The 17,081-nt window shown below is 63.3% G+C and carries 19 protein-coding genes and 1 other RNA gene; 7 read left to right on the plus strand and 13 right to left on the minus strand.

What is annotated here, in order from left to right:
• Nucleotides 1–110: 110 nt before the first annotated feature.
• Together B5527_RS31505 and miaA are read right to left on the minus strand one after the other, a co-directional pair.
• Nucleotides 111–1,886 (minus strand): acetolactate synthase 3 large subunit, encoded by a 1,776-nt coding sequence (locus B5527_RS31505; protein WP_079607656.1) that lies wholly within the window; start codon nt 1,884–1,886, stop codon nt 111–113.
• Between the two features lie 373 nt (nt 1,887–2,259).
• Nucleotides 2,260–3,216 carry a tRNA (adenosine(37)-N6)-dimethylallyltransferase MiaA gene (gene miaA, locus B5527_RS31510; RefSeq protein ID WP_079604978.1) on the minus strand — a complete coding sequence of 319 codons (957 nt, stop codon included), beginning with the start codon at nt 3,214–3,216 and terminating at the stop codon, nt 2,260–2,262.
• Nucleotides 3,217–3,221: 5 nt separating this feature from the next.
• Here miaA and serB point away from each other — a divergent pair, with 5 nt between their 5' ends.
• The gene (gene serB, locus B5527_RS31515) at nt 3,222–4,115 is read left to right on the plus strand and encodes a phosphoserine phosphatase SerB (RefSeq protein WP_079604979.1); all 894 of its coding nucleotides are present in this window, start codon (nt 3,222–3,224) and stop codon (nt 4,113–4,115) included.
• Nucleotides 4,116–4,144: 29 nt separating this feature from the next.
• Here serB and B5527_RS31520 read toward each other — a convergent pair whose 3' ends face one another.
• The 11 genes from B5527_RS31520 to B5527_RS31570 form a co-directional block, all read right to left on the minus strand.
• Nucleotides 4,145–4,459, minus strand: coding sequence for a BrnA antitoxin family protein (locus B5527_RS31520; RefSeq protein WP_245332345.1), 315 nt, complete (start codon nt 4,457–4,459; stop codon nt 4,145–4,147).
• Complete coding sequence (locus B5527_RS31525) at nt 4,446–4,724, minus strand: BrnT family toxin (protein WP_079604981.1); 279 nt, start codon at nt 4,722–4,724, stop codon at nt 4,446–4,448. The genes B5527_RS31520 and B5527_RS31525 overlap by 14 nt, the downstream gene beginning before the upstream one ends.
• A gap of 313 nt (nt 4,725–5,037) precedes the next feature.
• The gene (locus B5527_RS31530) at nt 5,038–6,537 is read right to left on the minus strand and encodes a Do family serine endopeptidase (protein WP_172842731.1); all 1,500 of its coding nucleotides are present in this window, start codon (nt 6,535–6,537) and stop codon (nt 5,038–5,040) included.
• Nucleotides 6,538–6,753: 216 nt separating this feature from the next.
• Nucleotides 6,754–6,954, minus strand: a complete 201-nt coding sequence (locus B5527_RS31535) for a DUF2065 domain-containing protein (protein ID WP_079604982.1) — start codon at nt 6,952–6,954, stop codon at nt 6,754–6,756.
• An 88-nt stretch (nt 6,955–7,042) separates the two neighbouring features.
• Nucleotides 7,043–8,002 carry a protease modulator HflC gene (hflC, locus tag B5527_RS31540; protein WP_079604983.1) on the minus strand — a complete coding sequence of 320 codons (960 nt, stop codon included), beginning with the start codon at nt 8,000–8,002 and terminating at the stop codon, nt 7,043–7,045.
• The gene (gene hflK, locus B5527_RS31545; protein ID WP_079604984.1) at nt 7,999–9,153 is read right to left on the minus strand and encodes an FtsH protease activity modulator HflK; all 1,155 of its coding nucleotides are present in this window, start codon (nt 9,151–9,153) and stop codon (nt 7,999–8,001) included. The genes hflC and hflK overlap by 4 nt, the downstream gene beginning before the upstream one ends.
• A 159-nt stretch (nt 9,154–9,312) precedes the next feature.
• The gene (locus B5527_RS31550; protein ID WP_079604985.1) at nt 9,313–9,825 is read right to left on the minus strand and encodes a dihydrofolate reductase; all 513 of its coding nucleotides are present in this window, start codon (nt 9,823–9,825) and stop codon (nt 9,313–9,315) included.
• Nucleotides 9,825–10,310 carry a GNAT family N-acetyltransferase gene (locus tag B5527_RS31555; protein ID WP_079604986.1) on the minus strand — a complete coding sequence of 162 codons (486 nt, stop codon included), beginning with the start codon at nt 10,308–10,310 and terminating at the stop codon, nt 9,825–9,827. Before B5527_RS31555 ends, B5527_RS31550 begins: the two co-directional genes overlap by 1 nt.
• An 8-nt stretch (nt 10,311–10,318) precedes the next feature.
• Nucleotides 10,319–11,113: a thymidylate synthase gene (locus tag B5527_RS31560; RefSeq protein WP_079604987.1), complete on the minus strand. Its 795-nt coding sequence runs from the start codon at nt 11,111–11,113 to the stop codon at nt 10,319–10,321.
• 178 nt (nt 11,114–11,291) lie between these two features.
• The gene (locus tag B5527_RS31565) at nt 11,292–11,828 is read right to left on the minus strand and encodes a chromate transporter (RefSeq protein ID WP_079604988.1); all 537 of its coding nucleotides are present in this window, start codon (nt 11,826–11,828) and stop codon (nt 11,292–11,294) included.
• Nucleotides 11,825–12,424, minus strand: a complete 600-nt coding sequence (locus B5527_RS31570) for a chromate transporter (RefSeq protein WP_079604989.1) — start codon at nt 12,422–12,424, stop codon at nt 11,825–11,827. Before B5527_RS31570 ends, B5527_RS31565 begins: the two co-directional genes overlap by 4 nt.
• A gap of 111 nt (nt 12,425–12,535) precedes the next feature.
• On the opposite strand from B5527_RS31570, the gene ssrA reads away from it, so the two are divergent.
• From ssrA to B5527_RS31600, 6 genes are all read left to right on the plus strand, one after another.
• Nucleotides 12,536–12,895, plus strand: a transfer-messenger RNA (tmRNA) gene (gene ssrA, locus B5527_RS31575).
• Nucleotides 12,896–13,050: 155 nt separating this feature from the next.
• Nucleotides 13,051–13,572, plus strand: coding sequence for an SspB family protein (locus B5527_RS31580; RefSeq protein ID WP_079607658.1), 522 nt, complete (start codon nt 13,051–13,053; stop codon nt 13,570–13,572).
• 79 nt (nt 13,573–13,651) lie between these two features.
• Entirely contained in the window at nt 13,652–15,070 is a 1,419-nt protein-coding gene (gene fumC / locus B5527_RS31585) for a class II fumarate hydratase (protein WP_079604990.1), read from the plus strand.
• A gap of 284 nt (nt 15,071–15,354) precedes the next feature.
• Nucleotides 15,355–15,543 carry a DUF4169 family protein gene (locus B5527_RS31590; protein ID WP_079604991.1) on the plus strand — a complete coding sequence of 63 codons (189 nt, stop codon included), beginning with the start codon at nt 15,355–15,357 and terminating at the stop codon, nt 15,541–15,543.
• On the plus strand, nt 15,540–15,791 hold the full coding sequence (locus B5527_RS31595; protein ID WP_079604992.1) for a ribbon-helix-helix domain-containing protein: 252 nt from the start codon (nt 15,540–15,542) through the stop codon (nt 15,789–15,791). The genes B5527_RS31590 and B5527_RS31595 overlap by 4 nt, the downstream gene beginning before the upstream one ends.
• A 563-nt stretch (nt 15,792–16,354) precedes the next feature.
• On the plus strand, nt 16,355–17,077 hold the full coding sequence (locus B5527_RS31600) for a gluconate 2-dehydrogenase subunit 3 family protein (RefSeq protein WP_245332346.1): 723 nt from the start codon (nt 16,355–16,357) through the stop codon (nt 17,075–17,077).
• Nucleotides 17,078–17,081: the final 4 nt, after the last annotated feature.

Consider the following 17,081-nt stretch of genomic DNA (forward strand, 5'->3'; position numbering starts at 1 on the left):
TCCAGTAATCGCCGGCGCTAGAGGCTGAACGCGTCCGCCGCAGCGTACTGGATCGTCCGGTCAAGCCGGACGATGACAGTGGAAGCTTTCTCTGCTCCGACGGACACATTTCACACCAGCGCCTTGCCGCCGGCGAAGGCCGCGGCGGTGGCTTCGTCGTTGGCTTCGGCCGGCAAGAGCATTTCGTTGTGTGCCTTGCCGGACGGGATCATCGGGAAACAATTCTCCAGCGCCGCCACCCGGCAATCGAACAGCACCGGGCGCTTGACGTTGATCATCTCCTTGATCGCGCCGTCGAGATCGCCGGGCTTGATGGCCTGGATGCCGACGCAGCCGAAGGCGTCGGCGAGCTTGACGAAATCCGGCAGCGCTTCCGAGTACGTGTGCGACAGCCGGTTGCCGTGCAGCAGCTGCTGCCACTGCCGCACCATGCCCATATACTGGTTGTTCAGGATGAAGATCTTGATCGGCAATTCATATTGAACCGCCGTCGACATCTCCTGCATCGTCATCTGCACCGAGGCATCGCCGGCGATGTCGATCACCAGGCTGTCGGGATGGGCGACCTGGACGCCGACCGCCGCCGGCAGGCCATAGCCCATGGTGCCCAGCCCGCCCGAGGTCATCCAGCGGTGCGGCTCCTCGAAGCCGAAGAACTGCGCCGCCCACATCTGGTGCTGGCCGACCTCGGTGGTGATGTAGACGTCGCGGCCACGGGTCGCCTCAAACAGTTTCTGGATCGCGAATTGCGGCAGGATGATATCGTTGTTCTTTTTGTAGGACAGAGAATTGCGCGCGCGCCATTTCGCGATCTCCTGCCACCACGGCCTGATGTCGGGCTTCTTCGCCTCGGCCTTGAACACCTGCAACAGATCGCCCAGCACATTGGCGGCATCGCCGATGATGGGAATATCGACGCGGATGTTCTTGTTGATCGAGGACGGATCGATGTCGATGTGGATCTTCTTGGAGCCCGGCGAGAACGCGTCGATGCGCCCGGTGATGCGGTCGTCGAAGCGCGCGCCGACGCACAGCATGGCGTCGCAGCCGTGCATCGCCATGTTGGCTTCGTAGGTACCGTGCATGCCGAGCATGCCGAGCCAGTTCTTGCCCGATGCCGGATAGGCCCCAAGCCCCATCAAGGTGGAGGTGATCGGAAAGCCGGTGGCTTCGACCAGCTCGCGCAGCAGTTTCGAGGCTTCGGGCCCCGAATTGACGACGCCGCCGCCGCTATAGATCACCGGCCGCTTGGCAGACGCCAACAGCGCCACAGCTTTGCGGATCTGCGCCGCGTCGCCCTTGACCCGCGGCGTATAGGACACGTGCACGTCGGACTTGCGCGGCGGGTGATAGGTGCCGACCGCGAACTGCACGTCCTTGGGCACGTCGACCACCACCGGACCGGGGCGTCCGGTGCTCGCGACGTAGAACGCCTCGTGCAGCACCTTGGCCAGATCCTTGACGTCGCGCACCAGCCAGTTGTGCTTGGTGCAGGGCCGGGTGATGCCGACAGTATCGCATTCCTGGAACGCGTCGTTGCCGATCAAATGGGTCGGCACCTGGCCGGTGATGCACACCAGCGGGATCGAATCCATCAACGCATCGGTCAGCGGCGTCACCATGTTGGTGGCGCCAGGCCCCGACGTCACCAGCACCACGCCCGGCTTGCCGGTCGAGCGCGCATAGCCCTCGGCGGCGTGGCCGGCGCCCTGCTCGTGGCGCACCAGGATGTGCTCGATGTCCTCCTGCTGGAAAAGCTCGTCGTAAATCGGCAGCACCGCCCCGCCGGGATAGCCGAAGATGTGCTTGACGCCATGATCGATCAGCGCCCGCACGATCATGGCTGCGCCGGTCATCTGGTTCGGATCGTGGCTCTTGTCGCTCATGGCTTGCTCCGGATGCGCTTTTCTGCGCGGCTTGTTCGGTTCGTTCTTCGGAAAATAAAAAGGGGCCCAAGAGGCCCCATGCACACCGCCCGAATGTGGATGGCCCTAGCCATCCCCGGCGGTGCGCCTGGGTACGACGACGATAAGGAGGTTGGTAATTTTATTACGCATATCGGCGCTCGGACTTCCCAAAGGTTGCGCGGAACATACTGCCCAAGCCCGGAAAGTCAAGCCGGGGCGGTCTCACGCTGAAGTGAGAACTTAGCGAGGTTCACGTCGTTCGGCGAGGGGGAATTTGCTTATTTCAGCCATGCGGGGCGGCCTGCCTCGATTGTCATTCCGGGGCGCTCGTGAAACGAGCGAACCCGGAATCTCAAGATTCCGGGTTCGCGTCTCCGACGCGCCCCGGGATGACGCCTGATAGCCATTCCCCCGCCGCCTCCGGCCTCACCCACTCGAATTCCGGCAGCTGATGCCGGAACCAGGTGAATTGCCGCTTGGCATAATGGCGGGTATCGCCGCGGCCGATTTCGGCCGCCGCCTCCAGACTGATCTCGCCGCTGACATGCCGGATCAGTGCCGGCACGCCATGGGCCTTCATCGCCGGCAGCAAGGGATCAAGCCGCCGCGCCGCCAGTCGCCCGACCTCCTGCAGCGCGCCGGCCTGCAGCATCGCGCCAAAACGCGCATCGATCCGCGCGTAAAGCGCATCGCGATCGGGTGCGAGAAATACCGCTTTGAAGCTGCCCTGTGGCAACAGCGGCGGCAGGCCGTCGCGGTGCCAGTCGGTCAGCGATCGCCCGGTCGCTTCGACGACTTCCAGCGCGCGGGCGATGCGGGTGCGGTCGCGCGGTTTCAGGCGTTCGGCAGAGGCGGGATCGCGCCGCGCCAGTTCCGCATGCAGCGCCTCGACGCCGCCGCGCTCCAGCCGCGCCCGCACGCCTTCGCGTACCTCCGGCGCAATCGGTGGCACCGCCGACAGACCCCGCGTCAGCGCCTTGAAATACAGCCCTGACCCTCCTGTGAAAATCGGCAAGCGATTTTGCGCACGGGCTTCCGCCAGCACGGCAGCCGCATCGGTGACCCAGCTGCCCGCGGAAAAATTCACGGCGGCATCGACATGGCCATAGAGCCGGTGCGGAACCCGCGCCTCCTCCTCCGGCGTCGGCCGCGCCGTGATGATGCGGAGATCGCGGTACACCTGCATGGAATCGGTGTTGACGACGACGCCGCCGATCTTTTGCGCAAGTTCGAGCGCCAGCGCCGACTTGCCGCTGGCGGTCGGCCCTGCGATAAGCACGGCGTTGCTGCTCTCACGATGCGAATTCACGTCACATGTCTCTCGTCGCCACGCTGATCTGCAATCCCGCCGACCCCGCGCTCGATAGCACGCTGGTGGACGGCGCGCGCGCCATTCTTCCCTCGCCCGGGCCCGCGCGATGGCTGTTCGCCGAAGTCGCGGTCGACATTCCCTTCGAGGGCAGCGACGACATCGGGGCCATCGTACACCGCCTGCGCGAGGCGCGCGGCGATCTGCCGGTTGACATCGTGGTGCAGCCGGTAGCCGTGCGGCGCAAGAAGCTGCTGCTCGCCGACATGGATTCCACCATGATCGGCCAGGAATGCATCGACGAACTCGCCGACTTTGCCGGTCTCAAGGCGCACGTCGCTGCAATCACCGAACGCGCGATGCGCGGCGAAATCGAGTTCGAGCCGGCGCTGCGCGAGCGCGTCGCGCTGTTGAAGGGCCTGCCGGTCAGCGTAGTCGATGAAGTCCTGAAAACCCGCATCACGCCAAGGCCGGGCGGACGCGAGCTGGTCATGACCATGCGCGCCCACGGCGCCTATACCTGCCTGATCTCGGGCGGTTTTACCCTGTTCACCAATGCGGTCGCCGCCATGCTCGGCTTTCAGGAAAACCGCGCCAATCAGCTCGTGGTGCGCGACGGCCTACTGACCGGCGAGGTCGTCGAACCCATTGTGGGCCGCGCCGCAAAACTCGCCACCCTGATCGAGTTGCGGGAATCCTTTGACCTCGACGACATCGACACGCTCGCTGTCGGCGACGGCGCCAATGATCTCGACATGATCCAAGCCGCCGGCCTCGGGGTCGCCTACCACGCCAAGCCCGCGGTCGCCGCCGCCGCGGCGGCCCGGATCGACTACGGCGACCTCACGGCGTTGCTCTATGCGCAGGGGTATCGAAGGGATGAGTTCGCGGGGACGTAGGCGATTGCTGAAGCGTCTATCCCGAGACCTTACCCCACCCTTTTCTTGCCCGCGGTCTTTCGGCGCGAAGGCGTCTTGGCCGCGGCCTTCTTGCGGGTCACGTGCGATTTCAGCGCAGCGCCGATGCGGGACTGATAGCCAGGGCCGCTCTGCTGAAACCAGCGCAGCACCGCGGCATCCAGCCGCAAGGTGATCTGTTGCTTGGGATCGTCGGACTTCGGCCGCCCGCGACGGATCAGCTTGCCGCCATGATAGAGATCGGCACGCTCAGCCATTTCGTCGGTGAGTTCCGGAATCTCATCATATTCGTGCGGCTGAATGACGTGGCGATCAACTTTCTTCAAGTCGCTTCCCAAAGCGCGCTTTTTCCCGATCATTGGCTTTCCTCATCGAAAATACATGTCGCCCGCCACCGCGCGGCGTCCATACAACGATCACCATTCTCCCGCGCAGCAATCCCACCGTGATAATCCTGGGCTCGCCATAGTCGCGGCGTTCGTCCGGAATATTTAGGGCTTTGCCCGCAAACACCTCATCGGCGTCGACGAAATCAAGATTACGGTCCCTCAGCGTGCTCGCTCGCTTTGCCGGATCGAACGTGATCTTCATTGAATTATTGTAGCTACAAATAATATGGTATCAAGGTCTATGGCAAGAAATAGGCCTGCGGGACCTCGTCGCGGACGCGGTGCAGCCACCCGCCCCGCGCCGGGGCAAAAGGACCGCGGCATGCGACGTCCGGTTAAACTTGCTCTGCTTGCGGGGAAGAGATCGAGCTAAGCAAAATCTCGGATGAGGGGATTAGGACGGCGTAAACGACACGACGGAGCGGTTGGAAAAAGCCCCTCACCCGTCGCTACGCGCCGACCTCTCCCCGCGAAGTGCGGGGCGAGCTTAAGGTAATACCGCTTCGCCAGCCGTCCTACTGCACGCTCAGCGCGACGAACCGCAGCTCACCGTCGGCGTTGGAGACCAGCAGCAGCACGGATTTCTTGCCGTCCTTCTTGAGCTGGTCGACGCGTTTCTTGACGTCGCCGGCGTTGCTGACCGCCTCCTGCGCCACTTCGACGATGACGTCGCCGGCGCTCAGGCGCTTGTCGGCGGCGTCGGACGCGCTGTCGACATTGGTGATGATGACGCCCTTGACGCTGTCCTTGATCTTGTAGCGGCCGCGCAGATCCTTGCTCAGCGTCGCGAGATCGAGGCCGAGCGCCTTTTGCGTCACCGGCTTCTCGGCGGGCTCCTGCGTCTTGGCCGCCGCCTGCACCGCTTTGTCGCCGTCATCGAGCCGGCCAAGCGTGACCTTGTGGGTTTCTTCCTGGCCCTTGCGGATGATGACGACGTCGACTTCCTTGCCGACCGGGGTGTCGGCCACCACGCGCGACAGATCCTTCGGCTCCTTGATTTCCTTGCCATCGAAGGTAATGACGACGTCGCCGGGCTCGATGCCGGCCGGCTTCGCCGGGCCCTTGTCCTCGACGCCGGCAATCAGCGCGCCGCGCGCCGGCTTGATGTTGAGGCTTTCGGCGATCTCGTCGGTGACGGTCTGGATGCGGACGCCGAGCCAGCCGCGGCGCAACTCGCCGAACTGCCGGAGCTGGTCGACCACGCCGGCCACCGTCTTGGAGGGCACCGCAAAGCCGATGCCGATCGAGCCGCCGGTCGGCGAGATGATCAGGGTGTTGACCCCGATCACTTCGCCATCGAGATTGAACAGCGGTCCGCCGGAATTGCCGCGGTTGATGGCGGCGTCGGTCTGGATGTAGCTGTCATAGGGGCCGGAATTGATGTCGCGGTTGCGCGCCGAGACGATGCCGGCCGTCACCGTGCCGCCAAGGCTGAACGGATTGCCGATCGCGATCACCCATTCGCCTAGCCGCAGCTTGTCGGAATCGCCGAACTTCACCGCGGTCAGCGGCTTGGTCGGCTTGAATTTCAGCACGGCAAGATCGGTCTTCTTGTCGACGCCGACCAGTTCGGCCCTGAACTTGCTGCCGTCGTTCATGATGATGTTGATCTCGTCGGCGTCGGCGATGACATGATTGTTGGTCACGACGATCCCGGAGGTATCGACGATGAAGCCGGAGCCGAGCGAGTTGGTCTTGTGCGGCTGCAGGTCGCCGCCCTTGGAGCCCGGACCGCCGCGGCGGTTCTTGAAGAAATCGTCGAAGAATTCCTCGAACGGCGAACCCGGCGGCAATTGCGGCATCGCACCCCGGCCGTCGCCGCCGCCCTTGGCTTCGATGGTCTGCGAGGTCGAGATGTTGACCACCGCGTCGATCACCTTCTCGGCGACGTCGGCGATGCCGTCGGGGCCGCGCGCCAGGGCGGGCGCCGACATCAGGGCGCCGGTGGCACCAAGAAAGATCGCGGCCAGCAAGGGACGGAGGCGATGGCTCAAGGCTGGAATCGCACCGATCATATCAGCTTTTTCTCCTCGCAAGACGGGGCGGAATTTGAAGTCCACAGTGCGCCCGAACGGGGTGGCGGCGCAAGCATTTGAGGCGGACATTTCAGCTCCATGAGTGCCGCGCAATAACGGCGAAAACCCGGCACTGCCGCTCACGATGGCGTTGTTGCGGCAGTCGTCATTCCCGGCGCGCCAGCCCCGAACCTGGAACGACGGCGGCCCCCTGCTCTACCTCCGCACCGCCCAGATCAGGATCAGGCCGGCGACGGCCGATCCGATGCCGACCACGCGCAGAATGTTGTCCGGAGTCGCCAGCGCGCTCTTCATGGCCCGGCGCATCCAGGCGGGGCTTGCCGCGAACATCAGGCCTTCAAGCACAAACAGAATGCCTACACCGATGAGGAAGTCGGCGAACGCTATGGACCTCATCGGACTGCGACCCCCCGTTTGATGTTGTTCTTTGTTTCCAATAAGGGCGACGTGAAGTTTCACATCGCCCTGGTCTTGTTACGGCTTCTTACGGCTTCGGCGCGGCCGGTGGCGCCGGCGAGGCTGCGGCGGCAGCCCCCGTCGTCGCGGTTGACGCCGCGGCGGAGGGCCCCGGCGGCTTGCCGGACGAGTTATTGAAGAACTTGAAGAAGTCGGAGTCGGGCCGCAGCAGGAAGCGGGTATCGTTGCTCTTCAGCCCGTTCTCATACGCCGTCATCGAACGGTAGAAGGCGAAGAAATTGGGATCCTTGCCATAGGCCTCGGCGAACAGCCGGTTGCGCTCGCCATCGCCCTCGCCGCGCACCTGCTCGGCGGTGGAATTGGCTTCGGCGACGATGACGGTGGCCTGGCGATCGGCGTCGGACCTGATCTCCTGCGCCTTCTGGCCGCCCTGGGCGCGGAATTCGGCGGCCTCGCGCTGCCGCTCGGTCTGCATGCGCTGGTAGACGGCCTGGCTGTTCTGCTCCGGCAGATCGGCGCGCCGGATCCTGACGTCGACGACCTGGATACCGTAGCCGCCGGCCTCATGGTCGAGCTGGTCGCGGATCCGCGCCATCAGCGCTTCGCGCTCGTCGCGCACCACCTGGATGAAGGTGACCTCGCCGAGCACCCGGCGCAGCGAGGCGTTGAGCAGCGTCGTCAACTGGATGTTGGCGGCCTGGATCGAACCGACGCTCTGATAGAACCGCAGCGCGTTCTTGATGCGGTAGCGCGCGAAGGCGTCGACCACCAGCCGCTTCTGGTCCGACGCGATCACTTCCTGCGACGGATTTTCGAGATCGAGGATGCGCTTGTCGATCGGGATCACGGTATCGACGAACGGCACCTTGAAATTCAGGCCCGGTTCGGTGACGACACGAACCGGCTCGCCGAGCCGCACCACCAGCGCCTGTTCGGTCATATCCACGGTGAACACCGAACTGTAGCCGACGATCACGACAATCAGCAGCACGAACAGCGCGGCAATACCTGTGACGGGGGACCTCATCGTGTGGCTCCGGTCGGCTGCTGCGGCTGTGGCGTTGTCGCCGGCGGCGCACGCCGCGGCGTTAGTTCGTTCAGCGGCAGGTATGGCACTACGCCTTGCGCCGAGGCTGAATTGCCGCCGTCATATACCAGCTTCTCGGCGCCGCCGAGAATGCGCTCCATCGTCTCCAGATAGATGCGCTGCCGGGTGACGTCGGGCGCCTTCTTGTATTCGTCGTAGACCTTGAGGAAGCGCGCGCTCTGGCCCTTGGCCTCGGCGACCGCCTGCTGCTTGTAGCCTTCTGCGATCTGGATGATCTGCGCCGCGCGTCCCTTGGCGTCGGGAATGACGCGGTTGGCATAGGTCTGGGCCTCGTTCTGCAGCCGCTCGAGATCGGCGCGGGCCGCCTGCACGTCGCGGAACGAGTCGATCACCTGCGCCGGCGGATCGACCTTCTGCATCTGCACCTGCTGCACGAGGATGCCGGAACCATAGGAGTCCAGTGTCTTCTGCATCAATTCCTGCACGCCCTGCTCGGTGGAGGTGCGGGCGCCGGTCAGGATCGGCTGGATATTGGATTTGCCGACCACCTCGCGCATCGCGCTTTCGGCGACCGCCTTTACGGTGCCTTCCGGATTCTGGATGTTGAACAGGTATTCGCCGACGCCGTCCGGCTTGATCCGCCACAGCACCGTGAAATCGACGTCAACGATATTCTCGTCGCCGGTCAGCATCAGGCTTTCTTCCGGCACGTCGCGCATGGTCCGGCCGCGCCGCGCCGGATCGTCGATCAGCGTCATGCCGATCGAGATGGTGGAAACCCGCAGCGCCTTCGGCAGCAGCACGGTCTCGATCGGATACGGCAGATGATAGTTCAGACCCGGCTGCACCGTGCGCACATGCTTGCCGAAACGCAGCACCACGCCGAGTTCTTCGGACTGGACCCGGAAAAATCCGGACAGTCCCCAGATCGCCAGGGCGAGGATCAGTACCAGCGCGATGCCGACGCCGCTGAAATAGCCGCCCGGCAGCAACTGCTGCAGCCGTTCCTGGGCGCGGCGCAGAAGGTCTTCAAGATCGGGCGGCCGCGGCCCCACCGGTTGCGGGCCGGTGCCCCACGGCCCTTTCGGACCCGAGCCCCACGGGCCTCCGCCTTGATTCTTCCACGGCATCGACAGTCTCCTCGGCGGGCCAAAGGGCCAAAGCTGGCCGGCCTCGCAATATCTGCATGGCCTTATAGGGGACCGCCCCGGCCCTTACAACGCAAGCTTCCTGCCGGGAGCAGCTATGCCTGAGCCGGAAATTGTCAATCTAAACATCGCGGAATGGAGTTAATGCGGCCTTCGCCGACGATATGTCACATAGGAAAAGCTGGCGCTGTCGTCCGGACCGGCCGGATTCCGCACCCGCGCGACCTGTTGCCAAACCGCCGGATCAATTGCGGCGAAAAACGTATCGCCCTCGGGCCGGGCGTGCACTTCGGTAATCTCGAGGCGGTCGGCGTAATCCATCCATTGCGCGTAAACTTCCGCGCCGCCGATCACGGCGATTTCATCTGCGAAACGCCGCAGCGCATCGCCGATCGCGACCACACGGGCGTCGGCGAACGAGGTCGTCACGACGGCCCCCGGTGCGCGAAAATTCGCGTCGCGGGTGACCACGATATTGGTGCGTCCGGGCAGCGGTCGGCGCAGCGAGACAAAAGTCTTGCGGCCCATCACCACGGGTTTACCCATCGTCATGGTCTTTAAGCGCTGCTGATCGCTCTTCAGGCGCCATGGAATAACGCCATGAGAGCCGATCACGCCGTTGTCGGCGGCGGCGACGATGAGGACCACTTCCATCAGCGCATCCCCCGTGCCAGCGCCGTCAGCGCCGGACCCGTGACCCGGCACACCGTCCACTCGTCCATCAATTCAGCGCCGAGCGATTTGTAGAACTCAATCGACGGCGTGTTCCAGTCCAGAACCGCCCATTGCAGGCGCGACCAGCCGTTCGCCACGCACTGCTGCGCCAGATGCACCAGCAGCGCCTTGCCGATGCCGTTGCCGCGCTGCGCCGGGCGGACGAACAGGTCCTCCAGATAGATACCGGAGCGGCCGCTGAAGGTCGAAAAATTGCGGAACCAGACCGCTAAGCCGGCCGGCTCGCCCCGCCACTCCGCGATCTCGCAGAACAGCCGGGGATCGTCGCCAAACAGCGCCGCGTCGATCATGGCTTCGGTCGCTTCGACCTCGTGCAGCAGTTTCTCGTAGTCGGCGAGTTCGCGAACCAGCGACAGAACGAGTCCGGCTTCACCTGGAAGCGCGCGGCGGATATTGAGGGACATTCAATCGCTCACACCGCGACCTCGGCCTTGATGTGCGGGTGGGGGTCATAGCCTTCGAGCACGAAGTCTTGATAGCGGAACGCGAAGATATCCTTCACATCGGGATTGATCTTCATCGCGGGCAGCGGGCGGGTCGGGCGCGTCAGTTGCAGCCGGGCCTGCTCGAGGTGGTTCGAATACAGGTGGGCATCGCCGAGCGAGTGAACGAAGTCGCCGGGCTTGAGCCCCGTCACCTGCGCCACCATCATGGTCAGCAACGCATAGGACGCGATGTTGAAGGGCACGCCGAGAAATACGTCGGCCGAGCGCTGGTAGAGCTGGCAGGACAATTTGCCGTTGGCGACATAGAACTGAAACAGGCAATGACACGGCGGCAGCGCCATCTTGTCGACATCGGCCGGGTTCCATGCACTCACGATAAGCCGCCGTGAATCCGGATTGCGCCGGATCATGTCGATGACATTGGAAATCTGGTCGATGCTGCGGCCGTCCGGCGCCGGCCAGGACCGCCACTGCGAGCCATAGACCGGGCCGAGATCACCATTGGCGTCGGCCCATTCGTCCCAGATCGAAACGCCGTTGTCCTTCAGATATTTGATGTTGGTATCGCCTTTGAGAAACCACAACAATTCGTGCACGATCGATTTAAGCGGCAGCTTCTTGGTGGTCAGCATCGGGAAGCCGGCGGCCAGATTGAAACGCATCTGGTGGCCGAAGACCGACAGCGTGCCGGTGCCGGTGCGGTCGTGCTTTTCCGCGCCGTCAGCGAGAATCCGTTCGAGCAGGTCGTGATACTGATTCATGAGGTGACGTTGCCGGCATTTGGGGAAGCGCGAATTTAGCGGCCGGACCGGCCGTTCGACAGCGGCGATTCGGCTTACACCATCGATTATACCCGGAAAAGTGCGCATCCGGGTCGCGAAAGACAAGTCGGGGCACTGCCGTCACCCGCAGAAAGCGGCGAGCGCCCCTCACGCGTTTTCAGCCGATAACGCCGGCAAACCCCAGAAAACCCCCGGCGAGCAACAGCCAGAGCGGATTGAGCCGCGTCGTGGCAGCCAGCACGGCCGCGCCGGCAGTGACGAGAGCGGCGGCCCAGGTCCGGTCGGAAGTCAGCGCCAGAACCAGGCCGCTGGCGGCCATCAACCCAATCGAGAGCGGAACCAGCGCAGCCTGAATGATGGCCGGCCAGCGTGAATGGCTCGACCGGTTCAGAAGGTGACTGACGTAATAGGCCAGCACGGCGGTCGGAACGCACATCGCCAGCGTCGCCGCCAAGGCGCCCGCGACGCCGGCGACGGCATAGCCGATCAGGGTGACAATCAGCACGTTCGGTCCCGGCGACAATTGCGAGATCGCGAACACATCGGCGAACTGCTTGTCGGTCAGCCAGTGCTGAACATCGACCGCGACGCGGTGCATCTCGGGAATAGCGGAATTGGCGCCACCCACCGCAAACAGCGACATCAAGCCGAAGGTCCACACCAGGCTCCAAATCGGGTTGCCGTCCGGGTTCATGCCGACGCCCGCTGTCTTGCGAACACGATGGCAATGCTGAGCGGAATTGCCACCAGCAGTACCGCCGGCAAGGGCAGCCGCAGCAGCCCGATCGCGGCAAACACCGCCAGCAAAACCACAAGACCGATCAGGTCACGCTTTTTGATCAACGGCAGCATCATCCGGAAAACCACCGATATCAAAAGGCCGACCGCGGCGCAGGATACGCCGGCCAGAATGCGCCGCAGCGCGTCAATTTCCCCGAAACGCGCGTAAAGTGCGGCCAGGATGGTCACGATGACGACGGGAGGACCGACCAGCCCGGCAAAGGCCGCGACGCCTCCGGCAATTCCGCGAAAGCGCGACCCGAACACCACGCTGAGGTTGACGATATTGGGGCCGGGCAGGAAATGGCACAGCGCGAAGGTTTCGTTGAACTCCTCCGCCGTCATCCATTTGTGCTGCTCGACGATGCCGCGCCGCGCAAAAGCCAGCACGCCGCCGAAGCCGGCGAGCGACATTTTGGCGAACGCGACGAACAGCGCAATCAGGCCGGGCGGGGTTGAGGTCGGGAGTTCCGGCGCCGCGATGGCAGCCGGCGGTGAATCCGGGGGCATGAACCGAGGTTTAGAACGGCGGCCCGGCGAGGCCAACCCAAATCGACTTGTTCCACAGGGTTGAGCCAACGTGTTCCCTGCAGGGCATTCCACGCCGGAACGCATGCAAAGGCTCTGTTTTTCTCAACTTTTGCACCCTATATTTGGAGTGCCGGCTCGCCGGCTATGGAAATAAAGTGCCGCCGCAATAAACCATTCGGACCCGGGGGGCAGCACCCGGCGCCTCCACCCAAGCCCGCTGTCACTGGAGCGGGTTTCGGCGGGGGCGAAACAGGATCGACGAGGGCGTAAAGGGCGTGTTTTTTCTCGGTATGGTTCCGCCGTTATCGGGCTATGCAATAGTTGCAAACGACAACTATGCTCCGGTTGCTCAGGCTGCGTAACGCAGTTTGAAAAACCAAGTCTAAAGCCCTGATGGGTTAAGCTCCGTCAGGCGGGGTTCGGAGGCACCTGGCAACAGAAGCCTCCACTCCATTTTTGGCCGGGCTTTTTTGCTGGAATTTCCTCCGGCGGCGGAACGCCTGCTGACCTCGGGCCGCCGCCGGGCTACCATGGGCGGAACGGGCGAGTCGCCCGACCGGCATTGCCGCCGATCCGCTCGGCATCTGAACTCGACAGGACTGATAATGGCAACCGATCATATCCGATACGATGTCCTGGCGCGTGACGCGCTGCGCGGGGTGCTACGCCGCGTGCTGGCCGACGCCGCCGAGCATGGCCTGCCCGGCGAACATCATTTCTTCATCACCTTCCTGTCGACCGCGGAGGGCGTCAAGCTGTCGCCGCGGCTGCTGGCGCAATATCCGGAAGAGATGACCGTCATCCTCCAGCACCAGTTCTGGGATCTGGTCGTGACCGAGGATCGCTTCGAAGTCGGTCTATCGTTCGGCGGAATCCCCGAGCGCCTCGTGGTTCCCTTCCATTCCATCAAGAGTTTCTTCGACCCGTCGGTGCAGTTCGGCTTGCAGTTCGAGCCGGCCGAAGCCATGACCGAGACGCCGGCGGTCAACCTTCCGGCCGTCGCGGCGCCGCCTGCCGCCTCCCCGGCCCCGCCGGCGGCGACGCCCGCCACCGAGAGCAAGCAAGAGCCCGCGAAGCCCGGCGAGGGCGCCGAAGTCGTGCGGCTGGATCGCTTCCGCAAGAAATAACCGCGCGCACGAATCCCGCGGCTCTGTAGAATGAACGTGCCGCGCCGCGCGATGCGGCCTCGCGTAACGGACATTGTTCATGGCTCGATCGACAGCAACCCCGCGATCCAATTCCACGCGCACCGAGACCGACAGCTTCGGCCCGGTCGAGGTCCCCGCCGACCGCTACTGGGGCGCACAGACCGAACGCTCCAGGCAGAATTTCCGCATCGGCCAGGACCGCATGCCGATGGCAATCGTGCGCGCGCTCGGCATCGTCAAGCTGGCGGCGGCGGAATCCAATCGCGAGCTTGGCCTGCTTGACCAGCGCCGCGCCCGCGCCATCATCCGCGCCGCGCGTGAGGTGATCGACGGCAAGCTCGACGATCATTTTCCGCTGGTAGTGTGGCAGACCGGCTCCGGCACGCAGACCAACATGAACCTCAACGAAGTGATCGCGAATCGCGCCAACGAAATGCTTGGCGGCAAGCTCGGCGCCAAGCAGCCGGTTCATCCCAACGATCACGTCAACATGAGTCAGTCGTCGAACGACTCGTTCCCGACCGCGATGCACATCGCCGCCGCGATGCGCATCACGGCCGATCTCATTCCGGCGCTGAGCGAACTTCACCGCGCGCTGCGCAAAAAGGAAAAGGCCTTCGCGCATATCATCAAGATCGGCCGCACCCACACCCAGGACGCGACGCCGCTGACGCTCGGCCAGGAATTTTCCGGCTATGCCGCGCAGATCGAGAGCGGCATCACGCGGCTGCGTGTGGCGGTCAGGGATCTTTATCCGCTGGCACAGGGCGGCACCGCGGTCGGAACCGGCCTCAATTCGAAGCCGAGATTCGCCAGGCTGTTCGCAAAACACGTCGCCAAGATTACAAAACTGCCCTTCACCAGCGCGGCCAACAAGTTCGAGGCGCTGGCCTCCAACGACGCCTATGTGTTCGTGCACGGCGCCATCAATTCGGTGGCGACCGGCCTGTTCAAGATCGCCAACGATATCCGCCTGCTGGGGTCCGGTCCGCGTTCGGGCCTGGGCGAACTGATCCTGCCTGAAAACGAACCGGGCTCCTCGATCATGCCGGGCAAGGTCAATCCGACGCAATGCGAGGCGATGACCATGGTCTGCTGTCAGGTGTTCGGCAACCACACCGCGATAACCGTCGCCGGCAGCCAGGGCCATTTCGAGCTGAACGTCTACAAGCCGGTGCTGGCATATTGTATGATGCATTCCATACAGCTCCTGGCCGACGTCGCGCGCTCCTTCACCGAGCATTGTGTCGAGGGAATTCGCGCCGATGAGAAACGCATCCGGGATTTGATGGAGCGCTCGCTGATGCTGGTGACGGCGCTCACGCCCAGGATCGGCTACGACAACGCCGCCAAAGTCGCCAAAAACGCCCATGTCCGCGGCACGACATTGAAAGAGGAGGCTGTGCGGCTCGGCTTTGTTTCCGCTGATGAATTCGACCGGCTGGTGCGGCCGGACAAAATGACACACCCCGGCTGAGCGCGTTGCGGGCCCCCGGGGAATTACTGGACGTAAAGACGGTTATAGGTCGTAACCTAAGGTTATAGGTCGTAACCTAAACTGATATCGATCAGCTATTGTGGTCGCGTAAGGGCGTGGTAGAGCAAAACATTGCGCTTTCGCAAAGTGGAATTATTTTTTGATTCTAATCAGAATGCTATGCAGGGATTAATGACGGCCGAGCCGGCTGACACTCAGCGTGACCACTTATTCCTGGGTGATAATGTTGCAGGCACCCAGTTGATCGGATGATGGGGACAGGCATGGGGGACGTGGTCAACCTGAAGCGATTCAAGAGGCGCATCGAGCGAGAGCAGTCGGCAAAGCAGGCCGACGCCAACCGGGTGCGATTTGGCCGAACCAAATCCGAACGTGTTATGGACGAACGGCGCGCCAAGCGCACCGACGACTTGCTGGATCAGCATCGGATCGACGGCGAGGACGCGCCATGAAATCACCCGTGGTCAAGCGCTCGATCGTGGTCGCGGGTCACAAGACCAGCGTCAGCCTCGAAGAGGCATTCTGGAACGGCATGAAGGAAATCTCCGGAATTAGGGACATGACGTTGTCCGAGCTGGTGGGCGAGATCGACAACAACCGCCAGCAGGGCAATCTGTCGTCGGCGATCCGTCTTTTCGTGCTGGATTATTTTCGGAGCCGCGCAACGGCCGCCGCGCCGGATGCAAAGCCCCAGGGATAGATCGCCTGGGACGATTCACAGATTCGGGACACTGTGCCCGCTTGTCGGCAGGAACCATTACCAACCGCGTGACTTGTCGGTGTACTTCCGGACGCCCAGTGCCCCCCAATTGGCGTCCGATGAATGACGGCCCCAGCGCGCGCCCCCGTGCTGGGGCTGTTCTCGTTGGACGACAATTCTGAAATGCCGCCCCACGCCCCGGGGCGAGCAATCGGCCTTCGATCGCGTGCTGCGCGTGTTCGACACCCGGTATGTTGCGCAAGCTCCGGGAGGCGGCCGCGCCGGTCTCGCCATCGACGCGGATCGTTATTTAGCGGCGAAGTCTTCGCCAAGCCTCGACCATTCCCTTAAGCACCTTTGTTGTGGCGGAAGCGCGAACGTTTCTTGGACGCCGAGGATATTATCGAACTCGATGAAGGTCGGCTGCTCGGCAGACAAATCATCGGCATCTGATTGCGATGGTTCGCCAATTCGGAATGCGCGTTTTATGAATCAAAAACTGGAACTTAAGTAGCGCGGACGCATTCAATTGGTCGGCTTGCATCGGGTAGCTGATCATGGTGATGAGGCGGCGCGACTTTTTGGCGGGGACCGCGATCCTGGTGCTGAGCACCATGAACAGCCGGGCCACCGTCATCTCCGGTGGCCTGCCTTGGACGCCGAACGCGGGCAGTCCTCCGGTCCCGGTGAGACCGGGTCCCTGGCATTATTTCACGTCAGACGAAGGCCGCGCCGTCGAGGCGCTGGCCGACCGCATCATTCCATCAGACCCGCAAACGCCCGGCGGCAAGGATTCCGGCTGCGCCGTTTTTATCGATCGCCAGCTCGCCGGGCCGTATGGCCGGTCCGATGGCCATTACACCCAACCGCCATTCATGTCGGGAACGAAGCAACAGGGCGCGCAATCCGCCGACGGACCGGCGGCGACCTATCGCAAAGCGCTGGCCGCGCTCGATCGCTATTGCCAGGCAAGCTACCAGGGAAAACGTTTCGCCGATTTGTCCGACGAGCAAAAGGACGAACTCCTCAAAAGTATCGAGGATGAAAAGACAAAACTCGAAGGCATCGATGCCCAATCCTTCTTCGAACTGGTCGTCAAGGACGTGCAGGAAGGTTTCTTTGCCGATCCGCTGTACGGCGGCAACCGCGACATGGTGGCGTGGAAGATGATCGGCTACCCCGGCGCGCGTTACAACTATCTCGACTGGGTCGAGCGCCACAACGAACGCTTTCCGCTGCCGCCCGTGAGCATCACCGGCCGCGCCGACTGGACACCGAAAACCTGAAGCG

Origin of the sequence: Bradyrhizobium erythrophlei (genome assembly GCF_900129425.1) — a bacterium.
Lineage (GTDB): Bacteria > Pseudomonadota > Alphaproteobacteria > Rhizobiales > Xanthobacteraceae > Bradyrhizobium > Bradyrhizobium erythrophlei_C.